The following is a 26,870-nucleotide window of genomic DNA, read 5'->3' on the forward strand; positions in this document are numbered from 1 at the left end:
TTTAGTTAATATTACCAACCCGCATTTTGTTTTAAAACTCCACCAGATAACGTTATTTGTGTATTAGGAATTTGTTGCAATCCTTTTGTAGCTTGAATTTTAGCCGCTGAGATTGTTTTTGTTCCAGCCACACCGCCGCTTAGCAAAGTTGTAGTTTCTGCGATAGTTGAAGAAGCCGTTCCAATTCCTTGACGCAATAAGTCCCAATATCTAACACCTTCTAGAGCAAATTCTAAATGTCTTTCTTTCAGTATATTATCTTTACTTACTGGTAACGATGTAAAATTGGCTTTATAAGCTCTTTGTCTCACTTGATCGAAATAAGCCTGAGAATTTCCGCTTTCTAATTCGGCAGCCATCAATAATACATCTGCATATCTTATAACCACATAATCTTGAAATTGACTTATATCCCAGAATTTGCTACCCAATTTAATAGGAAGTTCTAATCCGTTCTCATCAACCATTGGAGTATATTTTTTATTATAATATCCAGTATACTCTCTTTGGCTATTCAATTTGTCAAATGGAATATTTTCTTCAGCGATTCCAATTATACTTGCGTCTCGTCTTGTATCATTAGCATCGTAAATATTCCATAATTTTGAATTTACAGTAACTCCCCATCCATGTCCGTAAGGGTAAGAGGAGAACTCTCTCATTCCGAACATTACTAACCAAGCATTACCATCTGTATTTCCATTGTAATCACTAGTATAGGTGTACTTTATAGCAAATACTGTTTCTCTATTATCTTCTCCTGCATATTTATCAACTGATGCTGCTGGCCACAAAGCAGAAAAATCATCAACTAAACCATGTCCACTTCCTGCGATAACATCTTCTAAATGAGCTAAAGCTTGGGCTTTTGTAACCACTCCTACTAAATCAGTTTTTCCGTAGTATCCTGTATAATATAAAAACACACGGCCTAATAAAGATTTTGCTGCCCACTTAGTAACATGTCCGCTTGTTGTAGCACTATATCCAACTGCTGGCAAATTGTTTGCAGCAAATACTAAATCTTCTGCTATAACTTTATAAACCTCATCTGGATTTGCCTGCGGAATATTTTCAGAAGACGGAGCTGTTAATAATGGGATGTTACCCCACAAACGCACCATTTCAAAATAAATATATGCTCTAATAAATTTAGTTTCCGATTCGTAAGTATTTCTAAGAACTGTATCACCTTTCCAGTCAATCTGATCCATTTTAGACAAGAAAACATTACAACGATAAATCGCTTTATAATAAGCAATCCAGTTGCTGTTATATAAATCTACATCTGCTGGAGAACGGCTGATATCAAACTCATCTACAGCTGCCAAATCGTAACCATCAGAAGCACCACCTCCGCCAAAACAGTCATCAGACATTACTTCGCTCATTACAGGAATTCCTCTACCGCCAGCGCCAGTTGCAACTTGTAAACCGTCATAACAACCTACTAATGCTGAAAAAGCATCATCTGTAGTTTTATAAAAATTCGTGTCTGTTTTTTGAGTCAAAGGTTCTGTATCTAAACTGCAAGAACCAAGAGATAATAAACTCAAACAGAAAATATATAAATAGATATTTTTCATTTTTTTAATTATTAAAGTTTAATATTTAATCCCATCATAAATGTTCTTGGTCTTGGGTAGTAACCTATATCCACACCTGAAGAAAATTTCTGATCATTGTTTGAAGAACCAAATCCAATTTCTGGATCCATCCCATTATATTTAGTAAAAGTGTAAAGATTCAATACCGAGAAGTAAAGTCTAAACTGGCTTGCAAAGAATGGTTTTGATTGTTTCATTTTTGCCAAATCAAATCCTAATGTAACTGTACTTATTCTTAAGAAATCTCCATTCTGTAGGTATAAATCTGAAAATTGCGTAAAGTTTCTGTTGTCTTCTGTTACTTTTGGAGTAGTGTTTGAAGTTCCTTCTCCGTGCCAACGATCTAAGATTGAAGAATTATAATTGCCATAAGCTCCAGATTGATCTCTATAAGATTGTACGATTTCATTTCCTGCTACACCATTTGCATTAAGATAGAAATCAAAAGCCTTATAATTTGCAGATAATGAGAATCCATAAGTAAAGTCAGGATTTGGTTTCCCTATTTTGGTTTTATCATCGGCGTTTATTTTATCATCTCCGTTAGTATTTACATAGATAACATCTCCTGGAGTTGCATTAGGTTGCAATACAATACCGCTTGCCGACTTGTAATTGTCAATTTGAGCTTGGTTTTGAAAAACACCTGCTGTTTTATACCCCCAGAAATAACCTAATGGCTGTCCGTTTTCTGCTCTATAAAATTCACCAGCATTAGCATAAAGCTCATTAGTTAAACCATGGATAATACCATCTGAAGTAGGTATTTGTCCCACTTTATTTTCATTATAGGCACCGTTTGCACTAATACTATAATTAAAGTCGCCTATTTTATTTTGATATTGCAATGAAAGCTCTAATCCTCGGTTAACTACATCACCACCATTAATATATGGGGCATCGGCACCCGCTGTTGCTAATACTGGAGCCAAAATCAACCAGTCTTTATTTGTTTTTTTGTACGCATCAAAAGTTACACTAAGCGCGTTGTCTAAAAATCTGGCATCAAAACCAAGATCGATTTGCTCTGATGTTTCCCATTTTAAATCCAAATTAGATAATCTGTCAGGATAAGCTCCAGGAGTAAGAACACCTTCTTTGTCACCAAAAGTATAATTGGTATTATTTGATTTTATAGTTGACAAATATTGGAAAGGCCTTGCATTTTGATTTCCAACTTGTCCCCAGCTTGCTCTTAATTTTAAAAAGCTAAGTGCTGATTTATCTTTCAAGAATTCTTCATTTGACACTACCCAACCTCCAGATATTGATGGGAAATAACCCCATTGGTTTTCTGGAGAAAAAACAGAAGATCCGTCTATTCTATAAGTGGCATTTATCAAATACTTTTCTTTGTAATTGTAGTTTAATCTTCCATAATAAGACATTCTTTTGGTCTCACTTCTTTGACCATTCATTGACATTTTGGCTCCGTCTTTATTGGTAGCATTATCTAACCAGGCATGCTGCAAATCATTAAAAATGATATCTGCATTGGTTGCACCAATTGAAGTTCCGTCATAATTAATAGATGATGTACCCGCCATGGCTTCGAAATGATGATTATTAGCCACATTAAATTTATATGTCAATAAGTTATCCCAAGTAAGTGTTTTTCCTTTGTTCATACTTTGGTTAACTGAGTTAACGGTACTATTTGCATAAATTGACAAGCGATAAATAGGAGAATAAGAATGCCCCTCACCTGCATAATAATCAAGACCAAGCGTAGTTTTGAATGTTAAGTTTTTGATTGGCTCAATTTGCAAATACACATTTCCAAGCAATTTCTGGTTGTTGCTTTCATTTTGATTGTTGTAAACCATCATTGCATATGGATTTGCCTGACCTGCCAACCACGGTTCTGTATCATTTGTAGTATCGTAATAATTCCCCTTGTCATCATACATTGGCAATAATGGCGAAGTCTGGAAAGCACTTCTCAAAGAATTGTTGTATTGATTCCCAACACCAATTCCGTTTTTATTAATGTATGCAAAACTTAAGTTTTCTCCCAATGTTACCACATCTTTGTAAAGCTTATGTTCTGAATTAAATCTAAAATTATAACGTTCATAGTTAGACAAATCTGCTCCGCCTACAACTCCTTCTTGCCCTAGGTATGATAATGAAGTTGAGTAAACTGACGAGTCAGAACCTCCTGATGCACCAAAAGCGAAATTTTTAGTAGCGGCATTATCCGTAATCACTTTATCCATCCAGTTGGTTCCTGCTCCTAATTGAGCAATTTGAGCACTTGTAAAATAAGGAGCTTTCCCAGAATTTACCGCTGCTTCATTTAATATCGTAGCATATTCTGTTGCATTTAGCATATCCATTTTTCTTGCTACAGATTGCACGCCGTAATATTGATCAAATGTAATTTGACCACTCGCTCCACGTTTTCCTTTTTTTGTTGTTACTAAAATAACCCCGTTTGAAGCCTGAGATCCATAGATTGCAGCCGAAGCAGCATCTTTTAAAACAGAAATAGATTCAATATCAGAGTTACTTAAATAAGAAATATCACTTGTCAATATTCCGTCTACAACATATAAAGGAGAAGTTCCACCTGTAGAACCAGCTCCTCTGATCACCACATTTAAACCCTCCCCAGGTTGTCCTGAAGTTGATGTAACCTGAAGACCAGCTGCCTGTCCTTGAAGTGCTTGTAGAGCATTTGTCGTATTTGTTTTAGCAAGGCTCTCTCCACTAACCTGCGTAACAGCATTAGTCACAAGAGTTTTCTTTTGTGAGCCATATCCAATTACTACGATTTCTTTAAGCTCTGCAGCTTCTGGCTGCAAAACTACATTTACTGTTTTTTGACTTCCAACCGTAATTTTCTCTGTTTTAAAACCTACAAAAGTGATCACTAAAACATCGCCTGCTTTAGCCTCTACTTTATATTTTCCATCAAAATCGGTAACCGTACTCGATTTTGTTCCCTGTACAAGTACAGTCGCTCCCGGAACCCCAAATCCGTCTTCAGAAGAGGTAATGGTCCCACTTACAGTTTTAGATTCTTGAGCAAATCCAAACTGCATCATAAATACGCTAAGCAGCACCGCCATAAAATATGGAAGCTTTGTTGTTTTAATACAATTTTTGCTTTTCATAATAAGAATTGATTAAGTTTAAGTTATAGTTAGTGTTTTCTACCCTAAGAGAAATCTGAAAAAAACTTCCCAAGCAGGTCATGTCAGAAATGAGGGCCTGAATCTCATTTCTAACATTTAGTGCTTGTAGACTATAAGCAACTTCAAAATCGATTCTTTCGGCAGAATTTGATGATGGTAATCTCATCAAAAAGCGATTAAAATCAATTCCTAAAAAATACATTTGTGGTAAGTTTAAGTTAAGTGTAGTTTTGTTTTTTTACTTATAGTCAATTTGAATTTATCTTATGGTAAATTTGACTACAAGTGTAAAACAAATTTTCTGTATTAACAAAATATTAGGGTTATTTTTTTTCGATTCTGATTAATCCTAACTTCTTTTTATTAATGCCATAAAATTTAAACAAGAATCGAAACAAAAATTGAAATAAAACCATCGTTTTATAAAATTGACAATCAGTCGTTTAAGATTTCACCTAATAGGTACACTTTTTTTATGGCCTTTTAAACAACTGATTGTCAATTTTTTGTTTCGTTAAAAAAAATATAAGGCCTTCAAAAAGGCTAATAATGATTTTATTTATTTAATTTGTCAAAATTTATCTCATATATGATTGAAAATGTAGACGACAAAACCGCTCATAAAAATGAAAACAGCGCGATGAATGCCATCACGATTGACTGTGTTATTTTTGGTTTTGATAAGGGCAGTCTTGAAGTTCTTTTAGTGCAGCATGCTGAAGGTATCAGTAAAGGAAAATGGGGACTTCCAGGAGGATGGATTTATAAAAAAGAAAGTACAGACAATGCCGCTCATCGTTTATTGAACGAGCTGACAGGTCTTGATAATATTTATCTGGAGCAGCTTAAAGCATTTGGAGATCCAGATCGTTTTCCGCTGAGACGTGTTATTACAATTGGTTATTATGCTCTTGTAAAAAGAGAAGATTATAATATTAAAGCAGGTTTTACCGCTTCTGATGCCCAATGGTATAAAATCAATGAAATTCCAGATTTGATTTACGACCATAATGAGATTTTAGATTACAGTTTAAAACACCTTCGAAACAGAGTTCGTCAAGCACCAATTGGATTTAATCTTCTTCCTGAAAAATTTACTTTATTGCAATTAATGCAGTTGTATGAAGAAATTTTAGGAATCGAAATGGATAAACCCAACTTTAGGAGAAAAATTCTTCACATGAAATTGTTGGTTGCATTAGACGAAAAACAACAAGATGTTTCTCATAGAGCAGCTCAACTCTATAAGTTTGATCCAGAAATTTATGATCAATTAACTGAAAAGGGATTTAATTTTGTATTCTAATTTTCAATAAACAATAATTACGACAACAATACATTGGCAGAAATAATTAATCATCATCACAAACCCGCCGTAGAGGGAATCACAATTGACTGTGTTTTCTTCGGATTTAACAAAGAGAGCCTCGAAGTTCTCTTGGTTCAGCACGCTCAAGGTGAAAGTAAAGGCAAATGGGGACTTCTTGGCGGATGGCTTCAGCTGGATGAAAGTGCCGATGATGCTGCGCAACGTATTTTGCAAGAACTTACAGGACTTGAAAATATTTATCTGGAACAGCTAAAAGCATTCACAAATCCAAAACGTGTTCCAGAAAGACGTGTTGTAACGATTGGCTATTACACTTTGGTGAATCGTGAAGATTATAATATTAAAGCCAGTTTGAGAGTTATCGAAGCCAAATGGTATAAAATAAAAGATATTCCTGAGTTGATCTTTGACCACAATGAAATTTTAAATTTCAGTTTATTACAGCTCAGAAACCGTGTGCGTCAGGCTCCAATTGGTTTTAATCTTCTTCCAGAAAAATTTACTTTATTGCAGCTCATGCATTTGTATGAAGAAATTCTTGGAATCGAATTGGACAAATCTAATTTCAGACGAAAAATTCTTCACATGAAACTGCTTACAGCATTAGACGAAAAACAAAAAGACGTTTCGCACAGAGCTGCCAAACTTTATAAATTTGATGATGAGATGTACAAAAAATTAACTGAAAAAGGGTTTAATTTTGAATTTTAACGCCAATTTTAATTCACATCTTTCAACTATCTAAAATCTGCATTCCAGAATCCAAAACTTTGCGCTATCTTTGCGCCTTAATAACATGCTTTAAAGCAATTGCTTTGACGCAGATTATTTCCAAAAAAAGACTTAAAATCGATTAGAGAACCGATATATTAAAATGAAGAAGATACGTAATTTTTGCATTATTGCACACATTGACCACGGTAAAAGTACATTAGCAGACCGATTACTAAGTGCTACACAAACCGTTACAGCCCGTGAAGAAAAAGCGCAATTGCTGGACAACATGGACTTGGAACGCGAGCGTGGAATTACCATTAAGAGTCATGCCATTCAGATGGAATACAAATACAAAGGCGAGGAATATATCTTAAACTTAATTGATACTCCTGGTCACGTTGACTTTTCTTATGAAGTTTCTAGATCTATCGCTGCCTGCGAAGGAGCTTTATTGATTGTTGATGCGGCGCAAAGTATTCAAGCACAAACAATTTCAAATTTATATTTAGCACTTGAAAACGACTTAGAAATCATTCCGGTTTTAAATAAAGTCGATTTACCAAGTGCAAACCCTGAAGAAGTTAGTGATGATATTATCGATTTACTTGGTTGTAAATTGGAAGATATTATTCATGCTTCAGGAAAAACTGGTTTTGGTGTTGAGAACATTCTTGCAGCCATTATCGAAAAAATTCCTGCTCCGAAAGGTGATCCACAAGAGCCATTACAAGCTTTAATTTTTGACTCGGTTTACAATCCATTTCGTGGAATTGAGGTAATCTTTAGAGTTGTAAATGGTGAAATCAAAAAAGGTCAGAAAATTAAATTCATGGCTACAGACAACGAATATTTTGCTGATGAAATCGGAACTTTAAAATTAAATCAAGTTCCTAAAAATGTGGTTTCAGCAGGAGATGTTGGCTATTTGATTTCTGGAATTAAAGAAGCTCGTGAAGTAAAAGTTGGTGATACGATTACAGATGCAAAAGTTCCGACAACGAATATGGTTGCTGGTTTTGAGGATGTAAAACCAATGGTATTTGCTGGTATTTATCCTGTTGATACAGAAGATTACGAGGATTTACGTTCTTCAATGGAAAAATTACAGTTAAATGATGCTTCTTTAGTATTTACTCCAGAAAGTTCTGCGGCATTAGGATTTGGTTTCCGTTGCGGATTCTTAGGGATGCTTCACATGGAAATTATCCAAGAGCGTTTAGAGCGTGAGTTTGACATGACTGTAATTACTACGGTTCCTAACGTTTCGTACTTAGCTTATACTAAAAAACATCCAGAAACTCCAATCGTTGTAAACAACCCTTCAGATTTACCAGAGCCTTCAAAACTGGACAGAGTTGAAGAGCCTTTTATTAAAGCTACGATCATTACAAAATCTGACTTTGTTGGAAACGTAATGAGTTTATGTATCGAAAAGCGTGGTTTAATTACCAACCAAACTTACTTAACAACTGAACGTGTTGAATTAAACTTTGACATGCCATTGGCCGAAATTGTATTCGATTTTTACGATCGTTTAAAAACAGTTTCTAAAGGTTACGCTTCTTTCGATTATTCTCCAATCGGAATGAGAACTTCGAAATTAGTTAAGCTTGACGTTCTTTTGAATGCACAAACTGTTGATGCACTTTCTGCATTGATTCACGAAGATAACGCTTACAACATCGGTAAAAAAATGACCGAGAAATTACGCGAACTTATCCCAAGACAGCAATTTGATATTCCGATTCAAGCGGCAATTGGAGCTAAGATTATTGCTCGTGAAACTATTAAAGCACTTCGTAAAGACGTTACCGCAAAATGTTACGGTGGAGATATTTCGCGTAAGCGTAAACTTCTTGAAAAACAGAAAAAAGGTAAAAAACGTATGCGTCAGGTAGGAAACGTTGAGATTCCGCAAGAAGCATTTATGGCTGTTTTGAAATTGAACGACTAGACTTTCTTTTTAGATAAAAGAGTAAAGAACAAAGATAATAGACTAAACCCGATGACTTATGTTGTCGGGTTTTTTATTTGTTTAAAGTTAAAAAATTATAACGTTAAAACTTACAAATTAAACAGATTATTAACTCAAAAAATTCAATATTAACTCATTCGAATAAATCGAAAGCCTTTTTAACACAAAAAATGTATTTTTAATCTTACAACTTTAACATTACAAGACTATGAAAACCAAATTATCTGTTATTCTAGCATTATTTACATTTTACTTTGCAAATGCACAGCAAGATCAAGTTGACTCAGAAATGAATTCTGCAAAAGGTATTACTTTCCAACATGGCGATATGTTTATAGAAGGTTCTATTCAGATCACTACTGGTGGAGATAAAGACTATTATGCTTTTAATCCCAAATTTGGATATTTTCTTAATGATAAATTTGCCGTTGGGGGACAATTGAGCTATTCTAGTAATAAAGTTGAAGCAACCGATGAAAAAACTAATATTTTTGGAATCGGTGGTTTCGCAAGATATTATGTATTGGAACTCGATAAAAAACGATTCAAAGCTTATGGAGAAGTAGGTTTGGGATACGGCAGAAATAAATACGAAAGTCCAATTACTGGTACAGATAATAGCAATAGTCTAACAGCCAATATCAATGTTGGTTTAAATTATTTCGTAACTAAAAACATTGCCGTTACTTTTACTCTTGCTAATTTATTATCATACAACAGTGTTTCTCCAGAAAATGGCCCATCATCTGACACTTTTCAATTAAACATCAATTTATTTGAAAACATCTTTGACCAACCAAAATTCGGATTATTGTTTAGATTTTAATCCTCTTGTAATAATATAACTTAAACCCTCAATAATTCAGTTTATTGAGGGTTTTTCTTAAGACAAAAGTGTTCCGCATATTCCTAATCCAATAAGCAAGTATAATGCTCCAATAATAAAACAAACTTTTGCTGCATTGGGATTGTTTTTCTTAATTGCGAAACCAATAATTGCCATTAAAATTGGCGGCCCTACCATAATCGCTACAAAAAACGCAACCAAACCATTTAAATTACCAACTTCTAGTGCTGTCATATTCTTTATATTTCAGTTCTTAATTCTTCTAATCTTTTTACTTTATCATCTCTATAAAATAAATTCATGGTTTCAAACGGAATTATTTTATTATCCTTATTGACAATATGCACGCATGATTTTTTTATTGCTCTCACATCAAAATTATAGGCATCAATAAACTGCATGATGATAATTCGAAACAGATTGTCATAACCTAGTTCTGGCGCATCAATATTAGGAAGACAACACAATATAGATTTCAGATTTTCCTGTGCAACTTCTACAGAATTTCCCGTACTAAACAAGTCTATCATTTTGCCACGAAGCACTTCATCCTGCTCATAAATAATTGTGTTTTTACTATTGTCCAATAAATCGTTTGGATTAATATATCGTGTCAGCGGAAAAACTTCGTCTCCTAATTTCAATGCATAACCCATTACCAGAGCATCAGGATTACAAGGAACCGGAAGTAAATCATCAGAATTAAAAACTGTCGTCTGCTCCAGAATTTTTCTTCTTACTTCTGTTAAGGTCATTCGATCGGTTTCTAAGTTAAAATTCTCCAATCGGCCTGCAATTTGAGTGGGCTGAAATGTAACTCCACGAACACATTTTTGCTTTAAGGCAAACTCAATAATTTTACCTATTTCATGATCGTTTAATCCTTTCTGAAGTGTAACAACCAAAGTCGTGGACAAATTAACTTCATTTAGATTTTCTAAAGCTTGTTTTCGTATTTCGCTTAAATCGGCACCGCGCAATTCCTGTAATACGCTATCTTCAAAAGAATCAAACTGAAGATAAATTTCAAAGTCTGGAGAATAGCTTTTTAATCGCTGAACAAATTCTTTGTCTTTTGCAATTTTAATTCCATTTGTATTTAGCATTAAATGCTTTATCGGAATTGATTTTGCATAATCTAAAATTTCAAAAAACTCAGGATGTATGGTTGGTTCACCTCCGCTGATCTGCACTACATCAGGTTCTTTTTCATTTTTAACAACCGTATCGAGCATTGCTTTTATTTCTTCAAGAGTTCTGTGCCTGCCGTAACTAGGCGATGAACCTGCATAACAAGTCGGACACGTCAGATTGCATCGATCAGTAACCTCGACAACTGTCAAACAAGAATGCTGTTCATGATCTGGGCATAAACCACAATCGTACGGACAACCATAATGTGTTTTTGTATTGAAAGTATACGGCATCTCAGACGGTTTATTATAGTTTCGGATATTCTTGTAATACTGAATATCGTCGGCGATTAAAACCTTAGAACTTCCATGTTCTGGACATCTTTTAAGCATGTAGACATTCTCGTCTTCAAAAACAATTTTAGCATCAATTCTCTTTAAGCATTCTGGGCAAAGGCTTAATGTAAAATCATAATAAGTATATTTTCTAACTGGCATTTTTTACAAATAAATTTAAAATTGTTTTGTTATAATAAAGCAGACAAATCAAACATAAAATCTGAATCGAACTTATTCCAAAAATCAGGAAATAATTTGGTTTTAAAAATTCTACAAAAAAGCGAAACGTAAAATAGGCAATCATAAAATACTGAAATAATAGTCCGCTTTTAAGATTTTTTGTTTTTAGTTTCTTCAAAACAAAAAACAAAATAATCAGAAAAAGTAATTCGTATAAGGCTATTGGATGCCTCATAACATTATCTCCAAGATTCATTCCCATAAAAAAAGTCGTTTTTTTTCCATACGTAAACTCATTAGTTCCAGATAAAAAACAACCAATTCTCCCAATAAAAATTCCTAGAATAATCGGAAAAGTAAATAAATCACCCGATGATTCTTTTTCACCTATAATCTTCTTCGCAATTTCAACACCCAAAAGTCCACCAAACAATCCTCCCATAATGGTCTTCGCATTGAAAAGGTCTAAAATTGCTTTTGCATCAGAATGAAAAACAGGATTTTCTAAAAATCCCATAATTCTAGAACCCAAAAAAGCACCAATTGCTGCACCCAAAATAATCGATAACCTGTTTGTAGAAACAATAGTATCATTGGTTCTTTTTCTCAAAAAAACATAATATCTATATCCTAAGAAAAACGCCAGATATTCTAAAACTAAATGGATATTGATTTCATAACCAAAAATAACTGGCTCAAAAGGAAGTTTCATTCTATACTCTAAAATTTAATACTATAATTCTGTAAAGATGCAAAAAAATGTTTAAATTCATTCGACTTATAAACTAAAATCTGTCTCAATTTGGAACAGATTTTTTTATCCTCTTTAGTTTTTACATTTGTATCTTTGATTCTTTGCATTAGCAAAAAAAACTTAGAATCTTAGCAACTCAGAACCTTAGAATCTTAAAAAAAATGCTCGACGAAACTCCAAAACGATTTGACCGAATTGTTGCCATTCTTATTCAATTGCAATCTAAAAAGATTGTCAAAGCACAAGAATTGGCTGATCGTTTTGAGTGCAGTTTGAGAACTATTTATAGAGACATTAGAACTCTTGAAGCTTCGGGAGTTCCTATTTATAGTGAAGCCGGAGTTGGTTACGCTTTGATGGACGGCTATCGTCTTCCGCCAGTTATGTTTACACGCGAAGAAGTCAGCAGTTTTATTGCCGCTGAAAAATTAATGCAAAAGTTTACCGATCCTTCTTTGGGAACACATTATGCGTCGGCGATGTATAAACTGAAAGCAGTTTTGAGAAGCAACGACAAAGATTATCTTTCGAACATCGAATCGAGAATTGTCATGCAAGATGCAGAACCGATGTTTAATGATAATTCTCCAAATACTTTGGCTGTTCTTTTTGAGGGCATTGCAGAAAAAAAACAAATTCTTCTGACCTATAAAACTTTTGAAAAAGACGAAACTACGGAACGTAATTTGGAGCCTGTGGGGGTTTTTCACGACAATAACAATTGGTATTTTCTGGGTTATTGCCACCTTAGAAAAGATTACCGTCAGTTTAGAACCGACAGAATTCAGGGAATTAAAAAAACAGATGTTGATTTTACAATCGAACATGACGCTCTGGAAACTTATTTAACCAAAACAGAAACCCATCCAACCACAAAAGTTCGTCTTTTAATTGACCGAAAAATAGCGAGATATTTAGCAACTGAAAGGAAATACCATGGTTTTATTTCGCAAAAAGATGTAGATGATGAAAAAATCGAAATGACTTTTATGTCCAGAGATATCAATAATGCTTTTCCGAGATGGTTTTTGATGTTTGGAGATTATGCAGAGATTCTGGAACCAGAAATACTAAAAACCAACGTACTGAAATTATTGGAAATCAACAAGCAAAGGCTTTTATAGAAAAAACTCCTGATAGAATTATCTACAGGAGTTTTTCATTTATTTCTGTTTTACCACATTATAAAAATTGTAATCGGTGTTGGAAGCATCTGTAATTCCGATATTTCTTCCCATGGTTACTATCTGTCCTCTGTGATAGGTTCCGTGATTGATAACCTGTAGCAAATAATCTGAAACAGGCAATTCGCATTCAAACCACGGATTTGTAATTTTAACTTCTTTCATCAAATCTTCTTCCGACAATGAATTGATAAGGTGTTTCAATCTTGTAGATGAATTGAGTAATCCTTCAAATATTTCATCTTTTGACAATTCGCTTTCAGGCTTCTTTTCTGCCATATCATTTTCAGAAATTACAGAAAACCAATATTCTTCTGTAGACCAGATATGATCTAGCGTTTTCATGATGGTTGGAAAACTCGATTGCACTTCTGCGTTAAGCAATTCATCAGCTTTTGGCGAAAGCCAGTTTACAAATTGCTGGTTTACCCATAAATTGTAATCTGCAAAATTGGACATTATCTTTTTTAAACTCATAGCAGTTGATTTTTAGAATGTGATATTAAGATAGTAAAATTTTACGAATTATCTTTCCCAGAAAAATGGTGGTTCGATATTTAAAGCTCTTAAATACACGTAAGCTTGTCCGCGATGGTGCACTTCATTATCAATAAAATATAAGATGTTCTGAATTACAGGAAATTCATATTGCCCAAAAAGGTTAAAAGTCTCGCTAAAATCTTCAACTGATAATTGTTCCCAATATTTATTGATTTCTACTGTAGCTTCGTCCCATTTTTCAAGATATTGTGCTTTAAAAATCAATTTTTCTGTTCCCTCTGAAAATGGTGCAGTTTCTTTCGTTACGATTCCTTTTAAACCTGGAACCGCAATAGCCAAAAGCTCATCCACTAATTTTGAGAAAGGTCTCATTCCGCCAATTGAAAATTCGAAGAAATCTTTCTCTGGGAAAATCTCAATTAAACGACGTGTAAGTGCTCTGTGCCCTTGCCAATGTTTCAATAAATCTTCTGAAGTAATAACTTGTGCTTCTAATGTTTTCATGGTTTTAAAGTTTAAATATTTTTAATACTTCAAAAGTAAAATGGGCTGGTGACAACAGTTTGTCAGCAGCAAAAAAATATTTTAAAAAAATATTTTTTTGCACATTTTAGACGCACGGCAATGCGTTTAACACATCGGAAATCTACACCCAAATTTATACACGAGGGAGATGCACTGCGTTGCGTCTCTACGGAAAATTCGTTTATAAAAAACTTTGCAACTCTGAACCTTTGTGTCTTTGTAACTTAAAAAGAAAAATCCTTTGTACCTTTGCACCTTTATAACTTTGGAACTTAACAGAAATGATAGAAGATAAAAATCAGCAGAGAACTAGTATAGCTCAATTGGGCGAATTCGGTTTAATTGACCATTTAACCAAAAACTTTGATGTTACTCAAGAATCCACTCTAAAAAGTATTGGTGACGATGCTGCTGTTCTTGATTTTAAAGACAAAAAAGTAGTCGTTTCAACCGATTTATTAATTGAAGGAGTTCATTTTGATTTGGCTTACATGCCATTAAAACATTTAGGATACAAAGCTGTTGTAGTAAATGTTTCTGATATTTGCGCTATGAATGCAAAACCGACTCAAATTACAGTTTCGGTTGCAGTTTCTAATCGTTTTCCGCTTGAAGCTTTAGAAGAATTGTTTGCAGGAATTACGCATGCGGCAAAAGAATATAAAGTAGATGTTATTGGAGGAGATACCACCTCATCTCAAAAAGGATTAATTATTAGCATCACTGCAATTGGAGAAGCTGATGAAAATGAATTGGTTTACAGAAACGGAGCCAAACAAACTGATTTATTAGTTGTTACGGGTGATCTTGGCGCAGCTTATATGGGATTGCAGGTTTTAGAGCGTGAAAAACAAGTTTTTCAGGTTAATCCAAACAATCAGCCAGATTTAGATCCTTACACTTATTTGGTAGAACGCCAATTGAAACCTGAAGCGCGAAAAGATGTTCGCACCCTACTTCATGCTTTAGACATAAAACCAAATGCAATGATTGATATCTCAGACGGATTATCTTCTGAGATTATGCATATCTGCAAACAATCTAAAGTGGGTTGTAATTTGTATGAAGACAAACTGCCATTAGATCCGCAGTTTATTTCTACTTGCGAAGAATTTAATATCGACAGTACAACGGTTGCCATAAACGGCGGTGAAGATTACGAACTTTTGTTTACTATTGATATTAATGATTTTGACAAAATAAAAGGAAATCCGAATTTCTCTGTTATCGGACATATGACGCAAGAAAGTGAAGGAATTCATCTTGTGACCCGCGCCAATACAAAAATTGCCTTAAAAGCTCGCGGATGGGATGCTTTGAGCGAATAAACTTTAGAAAATTCAAATAAAAAAATTCCAAATTCCAATATGATTATCAGTCTTGGAATTTGGAATTTTTTATTTCGCTTTTTTTAGAATTTCAGCCTTGGAATTTAACTTTTTAAAAAAGCCCTTTGCTTTTAGCTTCTTTTACCAAATCGTGATCAGAACCGCTTTTTATTTTTAGCAATTCCATTAAATGTTTTTTTCGTTTCACGATGGCATTTAAAGAAATTGGAATATTTTCTAACACTTCATGAATTGGAGTTCCTTTGTCCAAATGAATTAATATCTGTTTATCGTACTGATCAATTTCAATTGCATTATGAGTTGATTGATTCAACATTTTTATAACCGACTGGCTGTAGTACTTTTCATTTTTCATTACTTTATCAAAAGCCAGAAGCAATTCATCGAAAGTAAGATCGTTTTTAATAATCAATCCGTTGGGCTGTATTGTTCTGATAATGGTTTTTATTTTCAACAATTCTGTATACATCGTCAAAAGAATAATCTTGCAAGATGGCATTTTTTTCAAAAGCAATTTTGCCAAATCTTCGCCAGAAAAAATCTCTTTTTCTTCATAAGGAGGCATGCTGATATCCAAAAATGCAATATCAAAATCGGGCGTGTTATTATCTTCTATTATATCATAACCCGACCTGCAATCATGCGCCTGCGAAATTAAGAACTCATATTGTTTTGGATTATAACGCGTTATTGCATTTTTATATCCTTCAATAATAAACGGATGATCATCTACTATTAAGATATTTTTTTTAACTAATTGTGGAACTGAAGCTGTTAAATCAAATGTCATTATGCAGGTTATTATTTGGCTCTATTGGGACTTTTATGGTGAGAATGGTTCCTTCTCCTTTGGCAGATTTTATGGTAACTGTTCCCTTACACTCTGTTGCTCTATATTCTATATTAATAAGGCCAATTCCATTTTTGGTTTTATTAGTATTAAATCCAATTCCGTCGTCTTCGATGATTAAAACTAGATTATCGTTTTCATTTTTAAACTCCACTTTAATAATATCAGCCTTAGCATATTTGTTACAATTCTGAAGCGCTTCTTGAACAATTCTATACAGATTAATTTTTACAATATTGCTAATCAAATCCCATTTAATCTCAGGATCAAAAACAGTAATCAATTTCGAACTATATGTATTCTTCTGATCTTCAAATAGTTTATTCAAGATCGAAACAAAATTATTAATTAATTCCGATTTTTCCCTGTTTAAGTCATGCGAAATCTCCCGAATATCCTGCTCAACATTTTTCAATTCGTCAAGATACTTTTTTCTCTTAGAAATGGCCTCAGATTCATCTAACTTATCCAAACTATCTAAACTTATCCTAATGCCGAACATACGTCCTAAAACACCATCATGCAATTCCTGAGCAACTTTCTTTTTTTCTTTTATTCGCGTAAGTTCTATTTCGTTCTGCTGCGAAATCATCAAATTGTAAATGTCTTCGTTTGCAATCTGCTGTTGCTGTTTAAAAAGTAGTTCACGATTTCTGGCCTGCTGCGTTTTGTAAACATAAAAAAACAACCCGAGCAATGTACAAATACTAAATACATAAACCAAAGTTTTATTTTTATCTTGAAGATTGGAATTTTGATCTTTAATTTCGTTGGTTTCATATTCAATCCTAGAGAATTTTTCTCCCATATTTCGCTCTACTTTAAGCATTTTATCATTTAATTGAATATATTCCTTTGAATATTTAGATGCATTTCTAGGATCTACCGCAGCGATTTGTTTTAAAGCTAGCAAAGTATTTGCCAATTTATCTGAAGAACGCGAAAGAAACAAAGCTTGTTTTGAAAACTGTATAGCTCTTGAAGTATCTCTTTTAAATGCATAATACTCAGACAAATGAATCTGATTGGATACTGTAGCCATTTTCAATCCTAGACTATCTCTTATTTTTAGCGATCTGTAAAACTGGTCTGGAAGACCATCTAATCGTTTTGATTTCAATTTTGAATAAGCCAGATTATCAAGTAGCATGGCATATAAAAAAGTTTTTTCTTCAAACAGGTTTTTTTCTTTAAGCCCATTTTCAAAATAAACAATGGCTTGCTTATAGTTTTTCATACGCATATAAACAAACCCAATATTATTGAAAGAAGTCGCTTTCAGCTGAAGATCAGCCGGAATCGATTTATCATTTAAAGTGTTTAAAGCTTTATTCTGATATTCTAATGCTTTTTCATATTCTTCCCTTTCATTATACAAAATCCCCAGCAGATTATAACATTCATAAAGCTGGTCATTTACATTTTTTTGGTTTTTCAATATGCTTAAAGCTTTGAATACAGATATTTCACTTTCAAAAAAATCTGATTCGTTATATTGTAAACTCGCTTTGCTTAAAAAAGTTTTTGCTAAATTATATTGATCGTTAATCTGCAAATAAATCTTCTGCGCAAGAAAATAATTTCTGAAAGCACTATCAGAAATTGCTTTTGAGCCATAATAATCTCCAAGATAAATATAAGCTTTTGCGATACTTGCAGAATCTTTGCTGCTTATGGACCTATCTAAAACTAATTGTGAAATTTCATGATATGATTTAAAATCATTCATATTATAATACCTATTGGCAATCTTAAACAAATTAAACCTGCTAATAGAGTCGTTTTTTTGTTTAACTACTATAGAAAATGCCTTCTGAGCATATTGTTGTTTAAGGCCATAATTAATCTGAATATCATTTGCCAATGACAAATAAATAGGAAGGCTATCCTGCACTGAAGTTAGCTCCTTTGACTTTTTCTTTTGGATACAACCTGAAAAAATCAACAATAAAAACAATAATATTGGGCAATATCTTTTCAATGCAAGTTTTGAATTTTACCAAAAATACTAAAACTATAAACATAAAAAAAGGCCACCAAAAAATTGGTAGCCCAAAGACTTTTATAAATATTCTCTTTTAATTAATCTATTTTCTTAGAATCACCAAAAGATTGGTTGATATTAGCAAAAGCTAATTCGTTATTTTTAACTACAATCTTATTATTAGCGATACGCGGTGAATCTTGTTTTCTTCCTCCTCCAGTAGCACCATCTACAGGAAGAACTATGCTTGATTTTTCATTAGAAAAAGTTGTCGAAGTTGGTAATACAAATGAAGTTGCTACCATTGCTAATGAGAATAATCCGATTGTTAAAGCTGTTTTTTTCATGACCTGAGGTTTTAATGTTGTTATAATTTTTGGAGATGACCCGCTGTTTGCTTGCGAATCAGAGTGTAAAACTAACACCAGGTTGAAAAAAAATTTATACAAAAAATTGAGTTTATAGTCAATCATACCCAATTGATAGTCAATGAGTAGCAAATCAATGTAATTATCTAATTTTTAGACTTCTAGGTAATTTCCTGCTGCAAAATCGGCAATAATCTGCTCTACATTTGCCCTGTAGGTTTTAGAAAAAGGAATCTTTTTTGTGGAGTTTTTTATGTAACAGATTGAGTTTCCGCTATGAATCCTCGAAATATAATTTCTATTAATTACATAACTGTTATGAATTCGGATAAACGGATAGGTCAAAACACTCTCAAAATGCTTTAATGTTTTAAAAGCCGTAATCATTTCGCCAGTATTTAAATAAATATCGGTCGAGTTGTTGTCGGCTTGAAAATAGCAGATATCATCAGCATTTAAATAACGGTAATCCCCATACGATTTTATACAAATCGTTAATGGTTTTTGAATGTTTTGAGGAATTGTGACATTATTTATATTATCTATTACAATGGAAGTCTGTTCTTCTATTGAACCTATTGTTTTTACCTCAAAATTTGCTTTTTTAAGCTTCAAAACGGTTTTTAGCAGATCAATATATCCAATAGGTTTTAACAGATAATCAAACACGCCGTACTGAATAGCATCAAATGCTTTGTCTTTTTTATTTGTAGTAATGATAATTTTTGGAATTTCCTGAAAGAAACGATGCAATTCGCTAATAAAAGTCAAAGACAAATGGCTTGAAAGATTTTCTGGTTCAATTTCTAGAAAAACCAAATCAGGTTTATGCTCTAAAACCAATTCTAAACCTTCCTGAAAATTTGATGCCGATGCCTTAAAAGATAATTCTGAAAAACCTGAAGCGGTTGTTTGGGTTTTCAAAATACTCTCAGCACCATCATCAATTATAATATACGAATACTTTTTCAATTTCGGGTTATGTTGGTTTTCTCACTCCGCAATCATACTCAAAAAATAGCTTTAAATTGCTGTAATGAAAGAAAAAATTATTCTTTTTGGTGATCTAAATTTAAAATTACGGATTTAAACACTTTAAACGCCTCATTGTTAACACATTAAATTAAAATGTTAATACATAAGGATGAAATGCAAAAAAATCCGATAAAATACTTATTTAAAAAAAGAAAAATCCCAAACTCCTTTACGGAATTTGGGATTTCTATAATAAACTGTAAAGATTACATTTTCATTAACCAGTTTTTCATCGAAACTTCGTTTTCGATAATCCCTCTTAATTCAGTAATTTTTACGCGATCTTGTTTCATTGTATCTCTATGACGAATTGTTACCGTTTCGTCTTCAAGCGTTTGATGATCTACTGTAATACAGAAAGGCGTTCCTAAAGCATCTTGTCTTCTGTAACGGCGTCCTACAGCATCTTTTTCATCATAAGCCACATTGAAATCCCATTTTAAATCTTCGATGATTTTTCTTGAAACTTCTGGTAGACCATCTTTTTTAACTAATGGTAATACTGCTGCTTTAGTTGGCGCTAAAACTGCTGGCAATTTTAAAACTGTTCTTGTAGAACCGTCTTCTAATGTTTCTTCTTTTAATGAAGTAGCAAAAACTGCCAAGAACATACGATCTAAACCAACAGATGTTTCTACTACATAAGGAACATAGTTTTCATTTAATTCAGGATCAAAATATTGTAATTTTCTTCCAGAATATTCTTCGTGCGCTTTTAAGTCGAAGTCTGTACGAGAGTGAATACCTTCCAATTCTTTAAATCCAAATGGGAAATTAAATTCGATATCAGCTGCTGCGTTTGCGTAGTGCGCTAATTTTTCGTGATCATGAAAACGGTAATTTTCTTGTCCTAATCCTAAAGATAAATGCCATTTTAGACGAGTTTCTTTCCAATGCTCATACCATTGCATTTCTTCTCCTGGACGAACAAAGAACTGCATTTCCATTTGTTCAAACTCACGCATACGGAAAATAAATTGTCTTGCCACAATTTCGTTTCTGAACGCTTTACCTGTCTGAGCAATTCCAAAAGGAACTTTCATACGGCCTGATTTCTGAACGTTTAAGAAGTTAACAAAAATACCTTGAGCTGTTTCTGGACGCAAATATAAATCCATTGCATTTTCAGCAGATGCACCTAATTTTGTTCCGAACATCAAGTTGAATTGTTTTACCTCTGTCCAGTTTTTAGAACCAGTTTCAGGATCAGCAATTTCAAGTTCTTCGATTAAAGCTTTAACGTCAGCTAAATCTCCAGCTCCCAAAGAACGCCCTAAACGCTCTCTGATCTCTTTTTCTTTAGCTAAATATTCAATAACACGAGCGTTTGTAGTTACAAACTCTTGTTCGTTGAAAGCATCCCCAAAACGAGCTTTTGCTTTTTCGATTTCTTTTTGAGCTTTTTGGTGAATTTTTTCAGCAAAATCTTCAACCAAAACGTCAGCTCTATATCTCTTTTTAGAATCTTTATTATCAATTAATGGATCATTGAAAGCATCAACGTGACCAGAAGCTTTCCAAGTTGTTGGATGCATCAATATTGCAGCATCAAGGCCGACAATATTTTCATTCATCTGAACCATTGATTTCCACCAATATTCACGGATATTCTTTTTTAATTCGACACCGTTTTGTGCGTAATCATATACAGCACTTAAACCATCGTAAACTTCGCTTGACGGAAAAATAAATCCGTACTCTTTTGCGTGCGAAACCACATTCTTAAATATATCTTCTTGTTTTGCCATAGTGATGCAAAAATATAAAAACTAGCTTTATAAAAAAGAAAAATTATAAAGATTGAAGCTTCGATTTTGTTACTTTTGTAAATAAAATCTCTCTTTTTGTGATTAATTATCTAATAAATCTATTTTTTCCTAAAGTCTGCAGCAGATGCCATTCACTTTTGCTTCAAAATGAAACCGTTTTCTGCACCGTCTGCCGACATGAAATGCCTCTAACCCAATATCATTTAAATCCTAAAAATGAAGCTGTCAAAAAGTTTTATGGCAAAATTGATGTGCAATTTGCGTCTGCCTTTTTGTATTTCAATAAAAAAGGAATGGTTCAAGAGTTAATCCATAATTTAAAATACAAAGGGCATCAGGAAATCGGAACTGTTTTAGGAAATTGGTATGCAGAAGATTTAAAGGAACTACAATTCGAAATTCCTTTTGACGCTGTAATTCCTGTTCCACTTCATAAAAGAAAGTTTAAGGAAAGAGGCTATAATCAGGTTACCACTTTTGGAAAAGCAATTGCATCGGGTTTTGAAATTCCTTTTGCAGAAAATATTTTAATTCGAAAATTATATACCAAAACGCAATCCAAGAAAAACCTTTTGGGAAGATCTGAAAATATTGAAAACATTTTTGATGTCAGATTCAATGAATCTGATCACAACAAACACTTTTTAATTGTTGATGATGTGCTTACAACAGGTGCCACACTTGAAGCATGTTCAAAAGCGTTGCTAAAAATACCTGGCACTAAGATTAGTATACTCTGTATGGCAATGGCGCATTAACCTTTGAAAATCAAAAATTAATTCACCAATATTTTTTTCACTTCTTTTCTATTACCATCAGTAACCGTTACAAAATAAAGACCTGAAGGCACATCTGGCAATTGAATATCTTGAATAAAATATCCTGAACCTTGAAAAGTTCTATCGTAAACATATTTTCCATTAATATCATTAACGTAAACTTTAATCTCGCTTACCGAGTCCCTATCAAATTGCACTGTAAAAGTTCCTTTGTTTGGATTTGGATAGGCAACAAAATTAACATTTTCGAAATCCTTATTTCCTAATGTATAGGTTTTAGTGCAAATATTTATAGATGCAGAATTTATTTTTCCAAACTTTCCAACAACAGCATCACGGACTTTAAAAATCCAATCGCCTTGCGGGTTTTCTCCGTAAAAGGCACTTAAGGCGCTTGCGGGAATTACAATTTGACTGGTCGTTGCGCCACAATTTAAAGCAGATCCGCTATCATCAAACTGAAGTGAAAGTGTAGAATTTGTTGTACCACAACTTTTGTTAAATAAAGACACTGTTGTACCACTTGGACTTACAATTTGCATTTCAACATCTGCAAATCTTTCATGAGTAACATTAACCGAAACATTTACATCTGAAATAGTTCCCGTTGAGGCTGGGACTGTAACTGATTTGTTTATAAAAGTTGTACTTGTACCCATCGAATACCCGCCTTCAAAATTATAAACGGAACAATTTGTTGAAACCGTATATCCTATTGCAAATGGTTTACTATTGACAGCATAATAAATATTATTAACGGGCTCTATCAAAAGTCTACAATTGGTTGCATTATCAATTTCAGATGGAATCAAAATTGTTTCCGTCCCATCGTTTGGAGTATTGGCAATTAAAACAATTGGATATGTTAATCCGCCATCTACAGATAATTTTATATTTACGTTTGATGATCCTGGAAGTGTATTTGTATTATTTACGCTCCAAGTGATGGTTTGTGCAGATCCTTTTGCCCACCCAAGATTATCATCTGTTTGCGAAGTTACAGCAAATGGTCCAGCCTCAGCACTTACAGTCACGACCATTGCATCTGTATTGGTTTGCGCCTTTCCTAAAGCGGCATTGTCTCTTCCTGTAAGTGTAAAATTCATTGTCTTTCCAATAGAAGAAACAGATTCCCAACTTGTCGTCAATTGATTATTTAATACTGAACTTAAAGCTGGCATATAACGAACTGGTGAAGCTGTTGGCGGTAAAGATCTAAACATCGGTCCATCTGGTTTTGTCGGATAGGTTAAACTATTACCTGCAAAAGCTGTAGTTGCACTGTCAAATTGCTCCCAAGTATAGATTATAGAATTTCCTTCGGGATCAGAACCCGTTCCTGTCAAAATAAATGGTGTACTAATTGGAATTGTATAATCTAGACCTGCATTTATAACAGGTGGATTATTATCGGTTAAAGCTGTTGATACAGGACATGTTTTTCCTGCCAAATTATTCTGAATCTGATTGATACTTGCATAAGAAAAATAATCATCTGAATGATTCTGAACATCATAATCTGTTACTCCAGCATATCCCATGATAGTTGAACCGCTTCCTGGTTCGTAACATGTCCCCATTCCTTCATTTGCGTATGAAAAAGTATGTGACCCACCAAGCTGATGTCCCATTTCATGGGCCACAAAATCAATATCAAAATTATCACCCTCTGGTTTTGCATCAGCAGGAGATGTAAATGCACTTCCTTTTCCTAGAGGTTCATTAGAAGTAGGACTCACACATACACAACCAATACAACTTGCATTCCCGCCTCCTCCTGAAGCACCAAACAAATGACCAATGTCATAATTGGCCTCACCTATAACATTGGTTAATGTGGTTTGTACTTCTTTTGGCCAAGCTGGATTGTTATTGTCAGCACCTACCGATGCTATAGAATAGGGATCTGTAGAAGCATCTGTATAAATAACAGCGTCATTATTTGCAATTAAGATTAATTGTACCGCAAGATCTCTATTAAAAACACCATTTACTCGAGTTAAAGTAGCATTCATTCCAGCCAAGGCTCCTGCTATTGTTCCACCAAAATAAGCGGTGTATTCTCCTGTGCAGGATAATGCTAATCGAAGCGTTTTAAATTGTTTGGCATTAGAAGCCGTTTTAGCTGTAGCAGAAGATTTATTTTCAAAAACCGAATTGGGCGTTTTGCAATCCAAAATCATTTTTGACGCTGCGTTGTCTGTAGATTTAAACAAAACATATTCTGATTTATTCTCAGGATTTTGCTCTATGTATTCTGTTGGTTTTGCAGTTCTAAAAACCATAGTCTGCATTCCGATTGGAGCAACACTAAAATGTATTTTAGCATTTTTATCGTCAATTCCACGTCCTTCATAAGATCTGATTTCTGGATACTTTGCCTGTAATTCGGGATCAAAATTAGAAGATTCCCAAACAGAAAAACGTTCCAAAATTCCATCAGTATTTGGAATGGTAATTTCTGACGTTGTATTTTTTGCTGTTTTATTTGATGCCGAAGCTAACTTTGAGCTGAGAAGACTTGTATTTAATTTATAGTATAGTTTATTGGTACTTGCGCCATCAGCTTTTCGTGAAAGCGACGAAGAAGTTACTTTCTGCCATAAAACGTCTTGTGCGTTAATTGCTGCAGAACAGAAAATTAAAAGTATACAAAGTAGTTGTTTTTTCATACTATTAAAATATAATAATCAAAATTACTTTAATTAATTTGAAATTATATTATCTACACAACAATTATTGTTTTTTAATCGACGAGTCGGCATATTTTTACAAAAAGATATATTATCTGTTAAAAATCGATTTGCCATAGTATTAAATTTAAAAGAGAATAGTATAAATTTGCAGCATCTTAAATAATTTGTTTTGAAGCTCTTTCATTCTATAAACGATTTTCAGTCAACCAAGAAAACAATTTTAACTCTTGGCACCTTTGATGGCGTGCATATTGGTCATAAAAAAATTCTGGAACGAATTACTCAGAATACTGAAAATGGAAAATATGAAAGTCTAGTTCTGACCTTTTTTCCTCACCCAAGAATGGTTCTTCAGGAAAAGTCTGAAATAAGATTACTCAATACGATTGATGAAAAAATAAATCTTTTGGAAGCAACTGGAATAGAAAATCTGGTTGTTCATCCTTTTAACGAAAGTTTTTCAAGATTAACCGCTGAGGAATTCGTTCGTACCATTTTAGTAGAGAAATTTCAGATTCAAAAAATTATTATTGGACATGATCATCGTTTTGGCCGCAACAGAACGGCAAATATTGACGATTTAATTGCATTTGGAATCGAATATGGATTTGAGGTAGAGCAAATTTCAGCCGAAGAAATTCAAGATGTTTCTGTTAGTTCAACCAAAATCAGAAAAGCTTTAAATGAAGGAAACATGGCTTTGGCCAATGAGTATTTAGGCTACAGCTATTTCTTGAACGGAACCATTGTAAAAGGAAAACAGCTTGGACGTACCATTGGTTTTCCAACCGCTAACATTCACATTGAAGAAGATTATAAATTAATCCCAAAAATTGGTGTTTATGTCGTGAGGGCTGTTGTAAACAATGAAACTGTTTTCGGCATGATGAATATTGGTTTCAATCCGACTGTAAATGGTGAAAAACAAACTATTGAAGTCCACTTGTTTAACTTCGACAGAGACATTTACGATCAGAAAATTGAAGTTTCTTTACTGCATTATATTCGCGAAGAGCAAAAATTTAGTTCAGTTGATGCACTAAAAGCACAACTTGATCAAGATAAAATCAATTCTTTAGCTTTTATAGACTCTTCATTAAAAGATCAGGCTGTATAGTTTTTGCTGTTTTTAAATCATCGTAGTAATTTTTTTAGTAATTTTGATAGAAGACTGTTTTTCAAACATTTACTATTAACTTCTAAAAAATAACCACTATGAAACTACCTAAAGAAATTACCAACGGTTTTTTGATTTTTCTCGGAATTGGCATTTATTTTTTATTAATGAATGTACTAGGTTTAGCAGATTTGTTTTATTTAAGAACACTCAACGTTTTCTTCATATTCTATGGTGTTAACAGAACGATGCAGATGAATCTTCATGAAGGAGAAACCAATTTTGTTTCTAATGCTGTTTCTGCCATGGCCACTTCTGTAGTTGGTGTGGCACTAAGCATTTTTGGCTTATTGGTTTATAGTTATGCCCGAGGCGGAGATGCTTATGTAAGAACTTTATCTGAAACATTTATGTTCGGAGGAAATCCATCAGTGCCAACTTATTGTATTTGTTTATTATTTGAAGGAATCGCTTCTTCTGTAATTGTTACTTTAATGATGATGCTGTATTGGAATAACAAATATGCAGCAGATTAATTTTTAATTTGTTGCAACCAAATTTTAACGGCATACCTTTTTAAATGCACTTTTTGTGTATCGATCAAATCAAAAAATTTAGCCAAAAGAGATCTTAAATCTCAAGAAATATTTTTAAATTGCTTATAGCAGAGAGTTATAAGCAATTTTTTTTA

General features: G+C 33.4%; 23 protein-coding genes. 9 read left to right on the forward strand and 14 right to left on the reverse strand.

Features of this window, described 5'->3' with window-relative positions:
* Positions 1 to 11: 11 nt before the first annotated feature.
* The 3 genes from ACNRYB_RS03525 to ACNRYB_RS03535 are packed head-to-tail and all read right to left on the reverse strand — an operon-like array spanning position 12 to position 4,949.
* Positions 12 to 1,586, reverse strand: a complete 1,575-nt coding sequence (locus tag ACNRYB_RS03525; protein WP_473729248.1) for a RagB/SusD family nutrient uptake outer membrane protein — start codon at positions 1,584 to 1,586, stop codon at positions 12 to 14.
* Positions 1,587 to 1,597: 11 nt separating this feature from the next.
* Positions 1,598 to 4,726, reverse strand: a complete 3,129-nt coding sequence (locus tag ACNRYB_RS03530) for a SusC/RagA family TonB-linked outer membrane protein (protein ID WP_129746705.1) — start codon at positions 4,724 to 4,726, stop codon at positions 1,598 to 1,600.
* The gene (locus ACNRYB_RS03535; RefSeq protein ID WP_129746706.1) at positions 4,704 to 4,949 is read right to left on the reverse strand and encodes a hypothetical protein; all 246 of its coding nucleotides are present in this window, start codon (positions 4,947 to 4,949) and stop codon (positions 4,704 to 4,706) included. The genes ACNRYB_RS03530 and ACNRYB_RS03535 overlap by 23 nt, the downstream gene beginning before the upstream one ends.
* Before the next feature lie 387 nt (positions 4,950 to 5,336).
* Between ACNRYB_RS03535 and ACNRYB_RS03540 the strand changes: the two genes are divergently transcribed.
* From ACNRYB_RS03540 to ACNRYB_RS03555, 4 genes are all read left to right on the forward strand, one after another.
* Positions 5,337 to 6,053: an NUDIX hydrolase gene (locus tag ACNRYB_RS03540; RefSeq protein ID WP_473729249.1), complete on the forward strand. Its 717-nt coding sequence runs from the start codon at positions 5,337 to 5,339 to the stop codon at positions 6,051 to 6,053.
* Between the two features lie 33 nt (positions 6,054 to 6,086).
* Positions 6,087 to 6,788, forward strand: coding sequence for an NUDIX hydrolase (locus tag ACNRYB_RS03545; RefSeq protein WP_473729250.1), 702 nt, complete (start codon positions 6,087 to 6,089; stop codon positions 6,786 to 6,788).
* 163 nt (positions 6,789 to 6,951) lie between these two features.
* A complete protein-coding gene (lepA, locus tag ACNRYB_RS03550; RefSeq protein ID WP_473729251.1) occupies positions 6,952 to 8,748 on the forward strand; it encodes a translation elongation factor 4 in 1,797 nt (598 codons plus the stop codon).
* A gap of 229 nt (positions 8,749 to 8,977) precedes the next feature.
* Positions 8,978 to 9,595, forward strand: a complete 618-nt coding sequence (locus ACNRYB_RS03555; RefSeq protein WP_129746710.1) for an outer membrane beta-barrel protein — start codon at positions 8,978 to 8,980, stop codon at positions 9,593 to 9,595.
* A 57-nt stretch (positions 9,596 to 9,652) separates the two neighbouring features.
* Here the strand turns inward: ACNRYB_RS03555 and ACNRYB_RS03560 are convergent, their stop codons facing one another.
* The 3 genes from ACNRYB_RS03560 to ACNRYB_RS03570 are packed head-to-tail and all read right to left on the reverse strand — an operon-like array spanning position 9,653 to position 11,980.
* The gene (locus ACNRYB_RS03560; RefSeq protein ID WP_129746711.1) at positions 9,653 to 9,850 is read right to left on the reverse strand and encodes a hypothetical protein; all 198 of its coding nucleotides are present in this window, start codon (positions 9,848 to 9,850) and stop codon (positions 9,653 to 9,655) included.
* Between the two features lie 5 nt (positions 9,851 to 9,855).
* Complete coding sequence (locus tag ACNRYB_RS03565) at positions 9,856 to 11,247, reverse strand: radical SAM protein (RefSeq protein WP_473729252.1); 1,392 nt, start codon at positions 11,245 to 11,247, stop codon at positions 9,856 to 9,858.
* Complete coding sequence (locus ACNRYB_RS03570; RefSeq protein ID WP_473729253.1) at positions 11,237 to 11,980, reverse strand: prolipoprotein diacylglyceryl transferase; 744 nt, start codon at positions 11,978 to 11,980, stop codon at positions 11,237 to 11,239. Before ACNRYB_RS03570 ends, ACNRYB_RS03565 begins: the two co-directional genes overlap by 11 nt.
* Positions 11,981 to 12,183: 203 nt before the next feature.
* Between ACNRYB_RS03570 and ACNRYB_RS03575 the strand changes: the two genes are divergently transcribed.
* Positions 12,184 to 13,146 carry a helix-turn-helix transcriptional regulator gene (locus tag ACNRYB_RS03575; RefSeq protein WP_129746714.1) on the forward strand — a complete coding sequence of 321 codons (963 nt, stop codon included), beginning with the start codon at positions 12,184 to 12,186 and terminating at the stop codon, positions 13,144 to 13,146.
* Positions 13,147 to 13,185: 39 nt separating this feature from the next.
* Here the strand turns inward: ACNRYB_RS03575 and ACNRYB_RS03580 are convergent, their stop codons facing one another.
* Together ACNRYB_RS03580 and ACNRYB_RS03585 are read right to left on the reverse strand one after the other, a co-directional pair.
* On the reverse strand, positions 13,186 to 13,683 hold the full coding sequence (locus ACNRYB_RS03580) for a DinB family protein (RefSeq protein WP_473729254.1): 498 nt from the start codon (positions 13,681 to 13,683) through the stop codon (positions 13,186 to 13,188).
* 48 nt (positions 13,684 to 13,731) lie between these two features.
* The gene (locus ACNRYB_RS03585) at positions 13,732 to 14,211 is read right to left on the reverse strand and encodes a DinB family protein (protein WP_473729255.1); all 480 of its coding nucleotides are present in this window, start codon (positions 14,209 to 14,211) and stop codon (positions 13,732 to 13,734) included.
* Between the two features lie 302 nt (positions 14,212 to 14,513).
* Here ACNRYB_RS03585 and thiL point away from each other — a divergent pair, with 302 nt between their 5' ends.
* The gene (gene thiL / locus ACNRYB_RS03590) at positions 14,514 to 15,560 is read left to right on the forward strand and encodes a thiamine-phosphate kinase (RefSeq protein ID WP_129746717.1); all 1,047 of its coding nucleotides are present in this window, start codon (positions 14,514 to 14,516) and stop codon (positions 15,558 to 15,560) included.
* A 112-nt stretch (positions 15,561 to 15,672) separates the two neighbouring features.
* Here thiL and ACNRYB_RS03595 read toward each other — a convergent pair whose 3' ends face one another.
* The 5 genes from ACNRYB_RS03595 to ACNRYB_RS03615 all read right to left on the reverse strand — a co-directional run bounded on the left by ACNRYB_RS03595 (position 15,673) and on the right by ACNRYB_RS03615 (position 21,566).
* Positions 15,673 to 16,371, reverse strand: coding sequence for a response regulator (locus ACNRYB_RS03595; protein ID WP_473729256.1), 699 nt, complete (start codon positions 16,369 to 16,371; stop codon positions 15,673 to 15,675).
* Positions 16,361 to 18,160, reverse strand: a complete 1,800-nt coding sequence (locus ACNRYB_RS03600; RefSeq protein ID WP_473729257.1) for an ATP-binding protein — start codon at positions 18,158 to 18,160, stop codon at positions 16,361 to 16,363. Before ACNRYB_RS03600 ends, ACNRYB_RS03595 begins: the two co-directional genes overlap by 11 nt.
* A 353-nt stretch (positions 18,161 to 18,513) precedes the next feature.
* On the reverse strand, positions 18,514 to 18,762 hold the full coding sequence (locus ACNRYB_RS03605; RefSeq protein ID WP_473729258.1) for a hypothetical protein: 249 nt from the start codon (positions 18,760 to 18,762) through the stop codon (positions 18,514 to 18,516).
* A 174-nt stretch (positions 18,763 to 18,936) separates the two neighbouring features.
* Entirely contained in the window at positions 18,937 to 19,755 is an 819-nt protein-coding gene (locus tag ACNRYB_RS03610; RefSeq protein ID WP_473729259.1) for a LytR/AlgR family response regulator transcription factor, read from the reverse strand.
* Between the two features lie 269 nt (positions 19,756 to 20,024).
* Positions 20,025 to 21,566: a glycine--tRNA ligase gene (locus tag ACNRYB_RS03615; RefSeq protein ID WP_129746722.1), complete on the reverse strand. Its 1,542-nt coding sequence runs from the start codon at positions 21,564 to 21,566 to the stop codon at positions 20,025 to 20,027.
* A 98-nt stretch (positions 21,567 to 21,664) separates the two neighbouring features.
* Between ACNRYB_RS03615 and ACNRYB_RS03620 the strand changes: the two genes are divergently transcribed.
* Entirely contained in the window at positions 21,665 to 22,345 is a 681-nt protein-coding gene (locus tag ACNRYB_RS03620; protein ID WP_473729260.1) for a ComF family protein, read from the forward strand.
* Positions 22,346 to 22,362: 17 nt separating this feature from the next.
* Here the strand turns inward: ACNRYB_RS03620 and ACNRYB_RS03625 are convergent, their stop codons facing one another.
* The gene (locus ACNRYB_RS03625) at positions 22,363 to 25,038 is read right to left on the reverse strand and encodes a zinc-dependent metalloprotease (RefSeq protein ID WP_473729261.1); all 2,676 of its coding nucleotides are present in this window, start codon (positions 25,036 to 25,038) and stop codon (positions 22,363 to 22,365) included.
* A gap of 193 nt (positions 25,039 to 25,231) precedes the next feature.
* On the opposite strand from ACNRYB_RS03625, the gene ACNRYB_RS03630 reads away from it, so the two are divergent.
* Complete coding sequence (locus tag ACNRYB_RS03630) at positions 25,232 to 26,179, forward strand: bifunctional riboflavin kinase/FAD synthetase (RefSeq protein ID WP_473729262.1); 948 nt, start codon at positions 25,232 to 25,234, stop codon at positions 26,177 to 26,179.
* 98 nt (positions 26,180 to 26,277) lie between these two features.
* Complete coding sequence (locus tag ACNRYB_RS03635; RefSeq protein ID WP_008465451.1) at positions 26,278 to 26,715, forward strand: hypothetical protein; 438 nt, start codon at positions 26,278 to 26,280, stop codon at positions 26,713 to 26,715.
* Positions 26,716 to 26,870 lie beyond the last annotated feature (155 nt).

The organism is Flavobacterium sp. CR10 (assembly GCF_055814415.1).

Excerpts from the sequence above, each read along its gene's own strand:
- ACNRYB_RS03525 (WP_473729248.1), bottom strand. The coding sequence starts at position 1,586 with ATGAAAAATATCTATTTATATATTTTCTGTTTGAGTTTATTATCTCTT.
- ACNRYB_RS03530 (WP_129746705.1), bottom strand. The coding sequence starts at position 4,726 with ATGAAAAGCAAAAATTGTATTAAAACAACAAAGCTTCCATATTTTATG.
- ACNRYB_RS03535 (WP_129746706.1), bottom strand. The coding sequence starts at position 4,949 with ATGTATTTTTTAGGAATTGATTTTAATCGCTTTTTGATGAGATTACCA.
- ACNRYB_RS03540 (WP_473729249.1), top strand. The coding sequence starts at position 5,337 with ATGATTGAAAATGTAGACGACAAAACCGCTCATAAAAATGAAAACAGC.
- lepA (WP_473729251.1), top strand. The coding sequence starts at position 6,952 with ATGAAGAAGATACGTAATTTTTGCATTATTGCACACATTGACCACGGT.
- ACNRYB_RS03555 (WP_129746710.1), top strand. The coding sequence starts at position 8,978 with ATGAAAACCAAATTATCTGTTATTCTAGCATTATTTACATTTTACTTT.
- ACNRYB_RS03560 (WP_129746711.1), bottom strand. The coding sequence starts at position 9,850 with ATGACAGCACTAGAAGTTGGTAATTTAAATGGTTTGGTTGCGTTTTTT.
- ACNRYB_RS03565 (WP_473729252.1), bottom strand. The coding sequence starts at position 11,247 with ATGCCAGTTAGAAAATATACTTATTATGATTTTACATTAAGCCTTTGC.
- ACNRYB_RS03570 (WP_473729253.1), bottom strand. The coding sequence starts at position 11,980 with ATGAAACTTCCTTTTGAGCCAGTTATTTTTGGTTATGAAATCAATATC.
- ACNRYB_RS03575 (WP_129746714.1), top strand. The coding sequence starts at position 12,184 with ATGCTCGACGAAACTCCAAAACGATTTGACCGAATTGTTGCCATTCTT.
- ACNRYB_RS03580 (WP_473729254.1), bottom strand. The coding sequence starts at position 13,683 with ATGAGTTTAAAAAAGATAATGTCCAATTTTGCAGATTACAATTTATGG.
- ACNRYB_RS03585 (WP_473729255.1), bottom strand. The coding sequence starts at position 14,211 with ATGAAAACATTAGAAGCACAAGTTATTACTTCAGAAGATTTATTGAAA.
- thiL (WP_129746717.1), top strand. The coding sequence starts at position 14,514 with ATGATAGAAGATAAAAATCAGCAGAGAACTAGTATAGCTCAATTGGGC.
- ACNRYB_RS03595 (WP_473729256.1), bottom strand. The coding sequence starts at position 16,371 with ATGACATTTGATTTAACAGCTTCAGTTCCACAATTAGTTAAAAAAAAT.
- ACNRYB_RS03600 (WP_473729257.1), bottom strand. The coding sequence starts at position 18,160 with ATGAATGATTTTAAATCATATCATGAAATTTCACAATTAGTTTTAGAT.
- ACNRYB_RS03605 (WP_473729258.1), bottom strand. The coding sequence starts at position 18,762 with ATGAAAAAAACAGCTTTAACAATCGGATTATTCTCATTAGCAATGGTA.
- ACNRYB_RS03615 (WP_129746722.1), bottom strand. The coding sequence starts at position 21,566 with ATGGCAAAACAAGAAGATATATTTAAGAATGTGGTTTCGCACGCAAAA.
- ACNRYB_RS03625 (WP_473729261.1), bottom strand. The coding sequence starts at position 25,038 with ATGAAAAAACAACTACTTTGTATACTTTTAATTTTCTGTTCTGCAGCA.
- ACNRYB_RS03635 (WP_008465451.1), top strand. The coding sequence starts at position 26,278 with ATGAAACTACCTAAAGAAATTACCAACGGTTTTTTGATTTTTCTCGGA.